Annotated in this window: 11 protein-coding genes; 3 read left to right on the forward strand and 8 right to left on the reverse strand. The window is 71.7% G+C overall.

Features of this window, described 5'->3' with window-relative positions:
- Positions 1–107: 107 nt before the first annotated feature.
- From OHT01_RS09705 to OHT01_RS09720, 4 genes are read right to left on the reverse strand one after another with little or no spacing between them, the layout of a single operon-like run.
- Positions 108–1,364: a glutamate synthase-related protein gene (locus OHT01_RS09705; protein WP_328552725.1), complete on the reverse strand. Its 1,257-nt coding sequence runs from the start codon at positions 1,362–1,364 to the stop codon at positions 108–110.
- Positions 1,361–2,350 carry an asparagine synthetase A gene (locus tag OHT01_RS09710; RefSeq protein ID WP_328552726.1) on the reverse strand — a complete coding sequence of 330 codons (990 nt, stop codon included), beginning with the start codon at positions 2,348–2,350 and terminating at the stop codon, positions 1,361–1,363. Before OHT01_RS09710 ends, OHT01_RS09705 begins: the two co-directional genes overlap by 4 nt.
- Positions 2,347–3,678: a methylaspartate mutase gene (locus OHT01_RS09715; protein ID WP_328552727.1), complete on the reverse strand. Its 1,332-nt coding sequence runs from the start codon at positions 3,676–3,678 to the stop codon at positions 2,347–2,349. Before OHT01_RS09715 ends, OHT01_RS09710 begins: the two co-directional genes overlap by 4 nt.
- A complete protein-coding gene (locus OHT01_RS09720; protein WP_328552728.1) occupies positions 3,675–4,133 on the reverse strand; it encodes a cobalamin B12-binding domain-containing protein in 459 nt (152 codons plus the stop codon). Before OHT01_RS09720 ends, OHT01_RS09715 begins: the two co-directional genes overlap by 4 nt.
- A gap of 246 nt (positions 4,134–4,379) precedes the next feature.
- On the opposite strand from OHT01_RS09720, the gene OHT01_RS09725 reads away from it, so the two are divergent.
- Positions 4,380–4,676, forward strand: coding sequence for a hypothetical protein (locus tag OHT01_RS09725; protein ID WP_328552729.1), 297 nt, complete (start codon positions 4,380–4,382; stop codon positions 4,674–4,676).
- A 51-nt stretch (positions 4,677–4,727) separates the two neighbouring features.
- Positions 4,728–4,940, forward strand: coding sequence for an MbtH family protein (locus OHT01_RS09730; RefSeq protein WP_328552730.1), 213 nt, complete (start codon positions 4,728–4,730; stop codon positions 4,938–4,940).
- 62 nt (positions 4,941–5,002) lie between these two features.
- On the opposite strand, the gene OHT01_RS09735 is transcribed toward OHT01_RS09730, so the two are convergent.
- Together OHT01_RS09735 and OHT01_RS09740 are read right to left on the reverse strand one after the other, a co-directional pair.
- Entirely contained in the window at positions 5,003–5,929 is a 927-nt protein-coding gene (locus OHT01_RS09735; RefSeq protein ID WP_328552731.1) for an ornithine carbamoyltransferase, read from the reverse strand.
- A 59-nt stretch (positions 5,930–5,988) separates the two neighbouring features.
- Positions 5,989–7,344: a helix-turn-helix domain-containing protein gene (locus OHT01_RS09740; protein WP_328552732.1), complete on the reverse strand. Its 1,356-nt coding sequence runs from the start codon at positions 7,342–7,344 to the stop codon at positions 5,989–5,991.
- 278 nt (positions 7,345–7,622) lie between these two features.
- Here OHT01_RS09740 and OHT01_RS09745 point away from each other — a divergent pair, with 278 nt between their 5' ends.
- On the forward strand, positions 7,623–10,634 hold the full coding sequence (locus OHT01_RS09745) for an AfsR/SARP family transcriptional regulator (RefSeq protein WP_328552733.1): 3,012 nt from the start codon (positions 7,623–7,625) through the stop codon (positions 10,632–10,634).
- Positions 10,635–10,722: 88 nt separating this feature from the next.
- Here the strand turns inward: OHT01_RS09745 and OHT01_RS09750 are convergent, their stop codons facing one another.
- Together OHT01_RS09750 and OHT01_RS09755 are read right to left on the reverse strand one after the other, a co-directional pair.
- Complete coding sequence (locus OHT01_RS09750; protein ID WP_328552734.1) at positions 10,723–11,205, reverse strand: hypothetical protein; 483 nt, start codon at positions 11,203–11,205, stop codon at positions 10,723–10,725.
- A 166-nt stretch (positions 11,206–11,371) separates the two neighbouring features.
- Complete coding sequence (locus OHT01_RS09755; RefSeq protein ID WP_328552735.1) at positions 11,372–11,728, reverse strand: hypothetical protein; 357 nt, start codon at positions 11,726–11,728, stop codon at positions 11,372–11,374.
- Positions 11,729–12,004: the final 276 nt, after the last annotated feature.

Here is a 12,004-nt window from a genome sequence, read left to right on the forward strand (position 1 = left end):
GACACCTTCTCGGAAGCTCGGTTGGCTGGTCTCGCGGCGTGCCGGGAGACCGACGGAGCCACGGCGGGACAGGGGCAACTGCGAAGTCGTAGAGGAATCAGGGGTGTTCAGCCGGGCGGAAGCAGGACATCCCTCGCGTCCAGTGCGTCCACCCGGTACTTGCCGAGCGCGCTGATCAGCAGCCGCAGTTCGAGGGCGACGCTCTCGACGAGGCGGACGAGCCCGTCCCCGGCGTCCTCGTCGACCGCGAGGAGCGCGGCACGGCCGAGTCCGACGGCGTGGGCGCCGAGCGCCAGTGCCTTCACGGCCCGGGTGCCCTCCCACATCCGGCCGCTGGCCAGCAGGCAGTTGCCGGTACGGCCGATCCGGATCAGGCATTCGCCGAGCGGGAGCCCGACCTGGCCGAGGAACCCGGTGGGCGCCCAGGCCGTGCCGCCCTCGGCGCCGTCGACCGTGACGGAGTCCGCGCCGGCCGCCCAGGCGGTGGCCGCCGCGAGTGCCACGTCCCGGCCGGGGTGGAGCTTCACCCACACCTTCACGCGCGGGAAGTTGTTGCGCATCAGCCGGATCTGCTGGCGCAGGATCTCCTCGGTGAACGTGCCGGGGCTGCTGATCCGCAGCACCCGGTCGCCGTCCGTGCCGAACACCTCGTCGGTGGCGTACTGTTCGGCGACCCGCCCGGCGGCCTCACGGCCCAGGACGGTGAGCCCGCCCAGGCCCGGCTTGGCGCCCTGCCCGACCTTCAGCTCGAAGGCGAGCCGGCCGGAGGCCAGCAGGGGTTCGGACACCGGGTCGCTGTAGACGAGGTTCCACACCTCGGCGTCCGCGTCCTCGGTGGACTGCTGGACCACGACACCGCCGTACCCCTCGTTGCCGCTGGAGCCGGCTGCCTCGGTGTAGGCGGCGATCCGGCCGAGCAGCGGGGAGACCTCGGCCTCGGACGCGGCACGGTAGCCGTTGACCGGGACGACGTTCTCGCCGATGACCATCGGGATGCCCAGCCGCCCGGCCTGCCGGCCGGCCGCCTCGCCGAGGTCGCGGCTGGCGACCTGGGTGGAGCCGAACGCCGACACGTACAGCGGCAGCCGGGAGGCGAACCCGCCGACCACGGCGTCCAGTTCGACGTCCGTGTACAGCGGCTCGCGGGCCAGCTCGATCAGCTTCTTCAGCCGTTGCGGCATGAACACCGGCGGCACGATCCGGGTCCGCTCCAGCAGGTCGTACGCGTCCTGCCCGGCCGGCACCGCGCCCAGCAGGCCGCTGCCGTAGCCGTCCAGGGCGGGAAAGGCTGCGGCAGCGCCGTGCCGGGCCCGGTGCCGCACCTGTTCCTCGGGGAAGCCGGTGGCGCTCAGTACGGTGCTCATGCCGACACCACTCCCGGCAGCTTCGGGTAGGCGCTGGCCTCCCAGGCGGCGGCGCGGCCGGTGACGTAGCGGGTGAGGCGCTCCAGGCCGATGCCGAAGCCGGAGCTGGCGGGGATGCCGCGCCGGGCGAGGTCCAGGTACCAGCCGTACTTGGCGGGGTTCTCGCCGGTCTCCCGCATCCGCGTGACCAGGGCCGCGTAGTCGTGCTCGCGCTCGCTGCCGCTGGCCAGCTCGCCGTAGCCCTCGGGGGCGATCAGGTCGAAGTTCCGCAGCACGCCGGGCCGCTCCGGGTCCTCACGGTCGTAGAAGCCGCGCGAGCCCTTCGGGTAGTCGACGACGAAGAAGGGCCGGCTGCTCTTCGCGGAGATGATCTCCTCCCCCTGCCAGTCGATCTCGGCGCCGGGGTCCTGGGGGTGGCCGAGCGCGACCAGGTCCGCGGTGGCCTCCTGGTGCGTCATACGGCCGAACGCGCCCTGCACCACCTCGCGGAAGGCGTCCGCGTCCCGCCCCAACAGCTCCAGTTCGCCCGGGAGTCCACCGGCCACCTCGGCCACGACGTGCGCCACCAACTGCTCGGCGAGCTCCATCGCGTCCTCGCGCCGGGCGTCGCGCATCTCCACGTCGATCTGGTGGAACTCGGCGAGATGGCGGTGCGTGACGGCCGTCTCCAGGGGCTCAAGACGGACGTTCGGCGCGATGTAGAAGATCTTGTCGAAGGCGAGCAGGGAGGCCTGCTTGTAAAGGATCGCGCTGGTCATCAGCTTGTACTTGTGGCCGTAGAAGTCGATGTCGACCTGCTTGGAGCCCCGGATGCCCGGATCGGTCACCGGTCCGATGACCGGCGGCAGCAGCTCCTGGAAGCCCCGGCCGGTGAGGAACGCGCGGGTCGCGGCCAGCATGCGGGACTGCACCCGCAGCGTGGCGCGGGTGCTCTCGCGCATCAGGTGCTGGTCGGGCGAGGACGGGAACGCGGGCGTGCTGTTCATGGTGCTACCTCCTGGGGGGACCGGGGTGCGGACGAGGGGGCGGGGCGGGGCCTGTCCGTGGGCTTGTTCGCGGCGCTGTCGTGGCGGCGCTGCACGAACGACAGCGCGTCGAACAGACCCGCCGCGGTGAGCCGGCGGCCGCGCCGCTGGACAGGGCCGATGGGCATCGACCCGATCTCCGACCAGACGAGCCGGCCCGAACCGTCGATCCGGCTCCTGGTGCGGCCCGCGTTGTCGGGGTGCAGGCAGTACGGGACGTCGAGCAGACCGCGGGCGAACGCCTTCAGCAGCGCCTGCCCGAGATCCGCGTCCAGTTCGAGTACGGCGTCCACGAGGGCTCGGGCCTCGGCGTAGACGGCGTTGTCGGCCGGGCCGGCGTCCGGAGCGGGAGCCGCGCGGTGCCGGGCCGCCGCCCGCGAGGCGGTGCGCAGCGCCTCGACGTTCTCCGCGACCGTCGGGATGCGGTGCGACTCGGCCGTCGTCTTCACGATCAGCCGGGCCGCCCCCGTCTGGACGGCCAGCTCGGCGGAGCGTTCGAGGAGGTCCAGGGAGCCACGGCGGCTGCGCGGGTACAGGCCCATGTAGGTGTAGAGGACGATGTGCCAGTCGGTGTCCGGCAGCAGTTCGCCGGCCAGTCGGCGCAGCGCGTGCACCGCCTCGCGGTCCTGTCCGGGGTGGGTCTGCTGGGCGTAGCTGAGCGAGATGCTGCGCAGGCCGGCCCGGTGGAAGAACAGCGCCTCCAGGGCGCTGATCGCCACCAGCAGTCCCGGCGGGCACAGTTGGCCGAGCATGCAGCCGCCGAAGGTCTCCAGGTGCGGCTCCACGCCACCGCCCCGCAGCGCGGCCAGTGCCTCGCAGCTCTCCTGCCAGTTGCGTACCGAGTCGAGCAGTGGCGTGCGCCCGTAGGGCAGGCAGTACGACACCGGTCCGCCCTCGGTGGCGTCCAGGCCGAGCGGGGCCAGCGCGGCGACGATGCGCTGCGGGCTCGCCGAGCCGTGCCGCACCTGCACCGGGAAGCCGGCGTCGCGGACACCGTCCAGCACCCAGGCCGCGGTGTGCGGGCTGTAGGAGGTGATCGGGAACCCGTTGAGCGGGACCCGCTCGTGCAGTGCCCGCACCGCCGACGGCTCGTCGCCCACCCGCGTGTAGCTGTCGATGGTGACGGTGCCGACGACCGCGTCCGCCGCGCCCTTGGTGGCCAGCAGGCCCGAGCGCATCAGCGCCGGGTCCGAGAACCCCATCCGCGGCTGCACCACGAGCGCCCCGCGGGCCTGCGCCTCGGCGACGAAGCGGCCGAAGGACGGGGTGGGCCGGTGGAGTGCGCTCATCGGGCCACCGCCTTGCGCGCGGGCAGGGCGCCGACGAAGGACTCGAAGGCGGTGAAGCCCGCCCCGTCCTGGAACACCGCGTCGAAGCCGGCCCGCATCAGCTCGCCGGCCTGCGCCTCCTGACGGCCGCCGACGCCGAGCTTGCCGCCGATGACGGCCGGCAGGTCCGCGAGCTCCCAGCGGGACCTGACCGCCTCGATGAGCGGCCCGGCGTCGTTGAAGCCGTGCCCGTTGACGCTGCTGACCACCAGCAGGTCGGGCTGGGACTTGCAGCAGGACTCCACGATTTCGTCCTGGGGAACACATGGCCCCAGGTTGACGACGTTGTGCCCGAGGTCTTCGAGCAGCAACTGGATGAATACGAGATTCCAGGTGTGCGCATCGGACGGCAGCCCGGTAACGACGACGTCCAGCGGCCCGGATCGAGGGCGATCCGCCCATTCGACAGGCTTCATTGTTCGCTTCGTCCACATCATGGGGTGACAGGGGAGAAAGAGAGTTGGAGAGAAAAGGGCTCCGGTGGGCCCGGAACTTCATCTCGGACATCACCGTAGGTTCGCGCCGCCGCCGTTTCCGGCGTCCCCGGCGGCAACCGACAGGCAGCCGGGCAGCAGTTGGCGGCCACCTGCCGCCGGGGCGCGTTCCGGGTCCGGACACTGGAGCGCACGACACACCCGAGTGACCGAGTAAGGAGTGAGGACATGGCGGACGCGCTGGAGGACGTTCTGGACCGGGCACGCGAGGGCATCGACCGGAGCGAGGCCCTGGGAGAGGCCCAAGTCGCCGTACTGGAGGCGGCGTCGAATCTCGTGCGGGCGAGCCGGCCGCGCCTCGCGCAGGCCCCGTCGGAACACGCGGAACTGCTGCGGGAGGCCCTCGCCTCGGTGCGCGCGGCCACCGTGGCCACCGGGATCGCCCTGACACGCGCCCACCGGAGCCCGGCGGTTGCCGCCCAACTGCCTGGCACGCTGCCCGGCACGAAGGCCGTGCGGATCTAGCGTTCTTCCCACACCCCGACTTCCGACCCGACTTCGCAGAGGTGGAACACCATGGCAACGAATCCGTTCGAGGACTCCGATGGCCGTTACGTCGTTCTCGTCAACGACGAGGGCCAGCACTCGCTCTGGCCCGCTCGCATCGAGCAGCCGGCCGGCTGGGAACTCGTCAAGGCCGAGGCCTCCAAGGAGGAGGCCATGGAATTCATCGAGGCCAACTGGACGGATATGCGCCCGCGTTCCGTCGTCGCCGCGCTGGCGAGCTGAGAACGAAAGCGAAAGGCCGGGCGGGCTGGATGATTCCAGCCCGCCCGGCCTTTCGCGTGCTTTCAGTTCCCGGCACCGGTCACGCACCACTCCAGGACCGCCATCGCCGCCGTCATCTTGTGGTAGGCCTGCCGCCAGGCGACGCTGCTCGGCCCGTCCAGCACCTCGTCCGTGACCTCCTGCCCGCGTACGGCGGGCAGGTCGTGCAGGAACACGGTGTCCGGGCCGCCGAAGCGGGCGAGGAACTCCGCGTCGATACGGAAGCCCTCGAAGTCCTTCAGCCAGTCGGGATTCGCCTTGGGCACGCCCATCGTCTGCCAGCGGCTGGTGTACACCGCGTCGACCGGGCCCTCGACCTCGTCGGGCGACACGACCTGCGTCACCGGGGCCTTGCCGCCGGCGAGTTCGTCGGCGAGGTCCAGCTTGTCCTTCGGCACCTCGTAGCCGCTCGGGCACAGCAGGGTCAGCCGCAGACCGGGGGTGAGCGCGGCGGCCAGCGCGAGGGCCGCTCCGGAGCTGTTGCCCTCGCCGACGGCGAGCAGGTGCAGCCCGTCCAGCGAGCCGAAGTGCTCGGTGAGCGTGGCCAGGTCGGCGATCGCCTGGGTGGGGTGCTCGTCCAGGCTCAGCGCGTTGACGACGGCCAGGTCCGGGCTGCTGCCGAGCCGCCGTATCTCCTCGACCTCCCCGTTGGTGCGCACCACCAGCGCGTCCAGGTACTGCCCGAGCACCCGGGAGGTGTCCTCCACGGTCTCGCCGGTGGACAGTTGGAGCTCGTCCGGGCCGTAGGTGACGACGTCGGCGCCCAGCCGGGTCGCCGCGCTCCAGAACGACGTACGGGTCCGGGTCGAGGACTTGCGGAAGTAGACGCCGACCTGCTTGCCGTCGAGCGTCCTGCGGTCGACACCGGCGCGGCCGAAGAACACGGCCCGCTGGACGATCCGGTCGAGTTCGGCGGGCGTCAGATCGGCCAGGGAGATCAGGTTGCGCATGGTGAAGTGCCTTTCGTACGAGAGGGATCAACGGGTTCGGGCAGGTCCTGGGGGCAGGTTCAGTCGGCCGCGCCGACCAGGTCCGCGGTCGTCGGCCGTCCGGTGCGCAGCAGTTCGCGGACCAGGTTGAGCACGGTGAAACCGACGGGTCCGCCCGGCTCGGTGGGCAGTTGGCGGATCAGGCCACGCAGCAGCAGGCCGTGCACGTCCCGGGCGGCCTCGGCCAGGGGTGTGCCGCTCGCGCGCGCGGCGGCGTCCACCGTCCACGGTTCGGGCAGGCCCGCCAGCGTGCCGAGGAAGTGGGCCGTACGGGCGTCCAGTTCGGCGAGCACGGCGTGCAGCCGCTCGCTCAGCGTGCCGCCGGGGTCACCGGCGGCGGGGGTGACGTCGTCGACGAGGAGCAGCGGGGTCGAGCGGGCGACGTCGAGGAGTTGGTCCGGGGAGTAGAGCAGCAGCCAGGAGGCCGCCGCCTCCAGCGCCTGCGGGATGCCGTCCATCCGGTGGCAGATGTGAGCGACGGTGGTGACGACGGCGTCGGTGGGCAGCAGGTCGGGGCGCATGTGGCTGACGTACGACAGCATCAGCTCGACGGCCGGGCGGCCCGCGACCAGGGAGTCGCCCGGCAGGGCGGACCCGTCGTCGGACGGGACCGGCAGCGGTGCCGGCAGCGGGGCCAGCGGCAGCAGCCGGCCGGCCGGGGGCCGGCTCACCCGCCGCGTGGTCACGATGATCTTCAACTGCTCGCAGGCGCGCAGCAGTCCGAGCAGGGCGGGCACGGCGGCCGCCGAGTCGTCGAGGCCGTCCAGCACGATCAGGGTCGGCTTGGCGCCGATGACGGCGGTCAGGTCCTCGTAGCGGTCGCCGTCCCGGACCAGCGCACGGACCCACTCGTTCAGCGGGGCCCGCGGACCCTGCTCCGGGCCGGTGCCGGCGGGGCGGTCCATGGGCACCCACAGCACCGGCATCCGGTCCCGGGCGTGCAGTACCAGCGCGGCCTCCTGTGCCAGCCGGGACTTGCCCACTCCGGGCAGCCCCACCAGGGTCAGCAGCCGGTCGTGCCGGTTGTCCAGCCGGCCGGTCAGCGCCTCCAGTTCGGCCCGGCGGCCGATGAGGGGGCACAACGGCGGGGGCGGCGCGGCCAGTTCCGCGCTGCACAGGAACTGAAGCACCCGCCCCGCCGCGTGGGCGTCGGCGGCCAGTTCGAGCTCGGCACGTCGGGCTCCGCTCATCCGCATCGCGTTGGCCAGCAGTTTGAGCGTTTCCTTACGGGGATTGCGTACGCGTCCCTGCTCCAGGTCCCGGATGGCGCGAACACTCACCGTGGAGAGTCCGGCGAGCTGCTCCTGGGTGAGGCCCGCCCGCCGCCGCGCGTTCTGCAGCAGCACATCGAGGCCGGATGCCGACTCGGAATTCATCAATGTCCCCTTCTTCCCCAATTCTTGGTCACGTGCCAGGTAGGCGACCCGAGTCGACCAGGAGTCCGGAACCACTGCGTCCGGCAGGAATTTCCCCGGTGTGCATACCTTGCGGAAGTCGTCGGCCGTGCTCGTGGCCTGCCGACGGGGAACAGAGTGCGCGTCACTCTTCCCGAATGCTTCCCGGCCCAGTACCGCAGCGTTCCGCATGCGGTTACGATCTTTCGCGAGCGGGAGCGAGCTGCAAGGGGAAGCGGCGACGAAGGGGGAGGCCGTCGGTGACGACGCCAACAGGGGAACAGCTTCGGTTCAATATTCTCGGCCCCATCGAGGGGTGGTCCGCGGGTGCCCGGCTGAGACTGGGCGGGATCATCCAGGAACGGGTTCTGGCCACTTTGTTACTGGAGCCCGGAAGGGTTCTCCCGGTCACCCGCCTGGTCGAGGCGGCCTGGGACGAGGACCCTCCGGCCACCGCTTCGCATCAGGTCCGCAAGGCGGTCGCCGACCTGCGAAGACGCATTCCGGGCGGTGCCGAGGTGCTGCTCACCGAGGGTCCCGGATATCGCATCGTGATCGACGAGTCCCAGAACGACCTCTCCGAATTCGGAATGCTGGTGCGCACCGCCAGAACGGCAGTGGCCGAAAGCCGGCCGGCCGAGGCGGTCGAACTGCTGCGCGCCGCACTGGCGTTGTGGCGGGGTCCGCTGCTCTCCGGCAGCGGCGGCCCGGTGATCGAGGCCGCGGCCACCACCATCGAGGAACGCCGGCAGGCCGCCTGGGAACAGCTCGTCGAACTACGGCTGGCACTCGGCGAGTCCGCGGAGGTCATCCCGGATCTACGCGAGTTGACCGCCCAGCACCCGCTGCGGGAGACCCTGCGCGGCCAGTTGATGGTCGCCCTGTACCGCTCGGGACGGCAGGCCGAGGCCCTGGAGGAGTACGCCAAGGTCCGCGATCTGCTCGTCGAGGAACTCGGCGTCGACCCCGGTCCGCGACTGACCAAGCTCTACGAGGGCATCCTCCGCGAGAGCCCCGAGCTGGCCGGACCCGAACCCGCCGCCCTCGCGCCGGCTCCCGTCCCGCTCCCGGCCGAGCCGCCCCGCACCCTGCCCCACGACCTCGCGGACTTCACCGGCCGCGAGGCCGAACTGGCCGAACTGCTGCGCTGCGCAACACAGAAGGGCGAGCAGGGCCCGCGGCTGGTGGCCCTCGACGGTATGGGCGGCAGCGGCAAGACCTCCCTCGCGGTGCGCGCCGCCTACCTCCTCGCCCCGGAGTACCCGGACGGCCAACTCCACATCGACCTGCGCGGATACACTCCCGGCGACCGGCCGGTGCCGGCGGGCACCGCCTTGGACAGCCTGCTGCGGGCGCTCGGCATACCGGGAGACCGAATACCCGACGACGTGCTGGGCCGCACCGCACTGTGGCGCGCCACGCTCGTCGGCAAAAGGCTGCTCATCCTCCTCGACAACGCGGCCGACGCGGCCGGGATCGGCCCGCTGCTGCCCGCCTCCTCCGGCTGCGTCGTCCTGGTCACCAGCCGGGCCCGCCTGGTGGACCTCGACGGCGCGGAGTGGATCTCCGTCGGGACGATGTCGGCCGAGGAGAGCACGACCCTGATGGCCGAGACGCTCGGGGCGGAGCGCGTCGCCGCCGAACCCGAAGCCGCCGCGGAACTGGCCCAGTTGTGCGGACATCTGCCGCTCGCCCTGCGTATCGCCACGGCCCGGCTGCGCAATCGTCCGCGCTGGACCCTGCAGTACCTGGCCGAGCGGCTGCGGGACGAGACCCGCAGGCTCGACGAGCTCAGCGCGGGCGCCCGCAGCGTCTCCGCCACCCTCCGTCTGTCGTACCAGGCCCTGGACGACAAGTGCCGTACCGCGTTCCGGATCCTGGCGCTGCATCCGGGCGGGGACATCAACGTGCACGCGGCCGGAGCGCTGCTCGGCACGGACATCTGGGACTCGGAGGACCTCCTGGAGACACTCCTCGACGTCCACCTCGTCCAGCAGCCCGACATGGGTCTCTACGCCTTCCACGACCTGGTCCGCAGCTTCGCGCAGAGCCTGCTGGGCGAGTCGGCCGACGGCGAGGACAAGGTGGCGGTGGAACGGTTGCTCGGGTACTACCTGACGGCCACCGACACGGCCTGCGAGGTGCTCTACCCCGGCCGGAAGAAGCGTCACACCGGAATCCCGCCGTCCGCCGCCGAGCTGCCGGACCTCAGGGACGCGGACCGGGCGCAGGAGTGGTTCACCCGCGAACAGACGGCACTGATCTCGGCCGTCGCCCTGGCCGAGCGGCGCGGCCACGACCGGTATGTGGTCTGCCTGGTCCGCAACCTCGTCTTCCAGCTCAACGCGCACGGACAACTGGAGGAGTTCGGCGACCTCGGGCGTATCGCGGTGGCCGCGGCGCGCCGGGTCGGCGATCTGGGGCTGCTCGGGGTGAGCCTGTCCAACCTGGGCGTCGCCTGCTGGAAGCTCGGCCGCTTCGCCGAGGGGATCGAGGTGGCCAAGGAGGGACGGGACGTCGCCGACCGGCTCGGCGACCAGCACACGGTGGCGCACAGCGAGAGCACCCTCGGCCAGTTCAACAGCCTGCTCGGCCGCTTCCCCGACGCCCTGGTCCACCTGGAGAAGGCGACCGCGCTCGAACGGGAACTGGGCGTCGCCCGCTCGGAGGCCGACAACCTCACCATCCTCAGCACGCTCTACGAGCAGTGGGGCCGGCCCGAGGACGCCAGGACGGCGGCCGAGCGGGCGGTCGAACTGCGCGAGCGGCTCGGCCAGCGCAAGCACCAGACCGCCACGCTCACCGACCTGGCCCTCGCGCACGTCGGGCTGCGCGCGTACGACGAGGCGGACCGCTGTCTGCGGCAGGCCCGCGAACTGTTCGACGACGCCGGGGATCCGGGGGACGTGGCGCTGACCCTGGCCCTGTCCGCCGACGTCGACGAGCGGCTCGGCCGGCCCGTACGCACCCCCGATCTCGTCGCCCACGCCCTCGAACTCGTCGAGTCGAACGTGTCGCCGCTGCGCCGGGCCAAGGTGGAGAACACGGTGGGCCGCCTCCGGTACCGGCAGGGGGACGCGAAGAGCGCGCTCGACCTGCACGTCCACGCGTACCAGCTCGCGTCGGCCATCAGCTACCGCATCGAGGAGGCCTACGCCCTCGCGGGAATGGCCGACGCGCTCGGCGGCGCGGAGGAGGCCGCCACGCACCGGGCGGCGGCCGAGGCGCTCTTCTCCGAGATGGGCGTACCCGCGAACCGCCGCCGCACCTGAGGGTCTTGCCCAGTTTCCCGCCCGACGACAGTGCCCCGCACCGGAGTTCCGGTGCGGGGCACTGTCGTCGGGCGGGGGTCCGGGTGGGTCACACGGCCAGGGAGGTCGGGTCCTGGACGTCCTGGACGGTGACGACGGTGGGGTCCTGCACGTCGGCGTAGGTCACCGAGGTGGGGTCCTGGACATCGGCGTAAGTGACCGAGGTGGGGTCCTGGACATCGGCGTAAGTGACCGAGGTCGGGTCCTGCACATCGGCGTAAGTGACCGCGGTCGGGTCCTGCACATCGGCGTAAGTGACCGAGGTCGGGTCCTGCACATCGGCGTAAGTGACCGACGTCGGGTCCTGCACATCGGCGTAGGTCACCGAGGTGGGGTCCTGCACGTCGGCGTAAGTGACCGAGGTGGGGTCCTGGACGTCCTGGGTGGTGATGACCGTCGGGTCCTGGACGTCCGCACGGAGGTGCTGCACGCTCTGCCGGCCCTGCGAGTGTCCCGCCTCGTGTGCCGCGCCGAAACCGAAGGCCAGCGCCGCCGCGACAATCCCGAAGAGCCCAGCAAGCTTGCGTCCCATGGTCCCGCCCCTTAGTGGTGTTTGTGTGGTTTGCGGTGATTTCCGCTTCCCGACACCACTGACTTTCCTGGGGGGCGTTCCCAGGCCGGTCCCCGTCCGTTACCGCCCTGCGGGAACGCAGGGGGAACCGTCCCGGGAACGCCCCGGGAACGGCTCCGACCAGCGACTATTCACTCAGGCTGCATGCCACCACCCTCGGTCCGGAGGGCGTCAGCACCAACCGGGTACGGGCCGGTCCCGACTCATGGCCGGCCAGATCGAGGAGCGATCTCACCAACGAGCGCATGGCGGCCCGTTCCGACTCGTCCGACGGCGCCGGAGCGATCCGGGCCACGCTGTGCATCCCGTCCACCGTCTCCGTCTCGACGCTGAACTCCGGTCCGTCCAGGGGCGCCCGTTCCACGAACGGTGGTGCGCCGCCGTCGGCGGCCACCCGCTCCGCCCAGCGCTCCACGGAGGACAGGTCCTGGAGGGCGTGGGCCAACTCCGTGCCGTCGGGTGAACGGTCCCGCGCGTCCTTCACGGCAGTACTCCTTCTGCGGATTGAGCAGACAACTACACCGGGAGCGTCGCCTGGACCGGTCCCGGTCCCGTCCCGTTCTGTTACCCCGCCGATCCCGCCCGGACGTTCGCGATGGGAACGCGGCGGTAATCGGCCCCCGCATCATGACGGCCAATCGACAACGGACCCGGCCCCACGAGGGCCGGGCCGTACGGCATGCAACCGTCCTGGGGGCAGTGCAGTGAAAGCGACTCCAACCGACTCAACTCCTGGCCGATTCACCGGCCTCGGGCCGCT

The sequence above is a fragment of the Streptomyces sp. NBC_00358 genome (assembly GCF_036099295.1).
Taxonomy (GTDB): domain Bacteria; phylum Actinomycetota; class Actinomycetes; order Streptomycetales; family Streptomycetaceae; genus Streptomyces.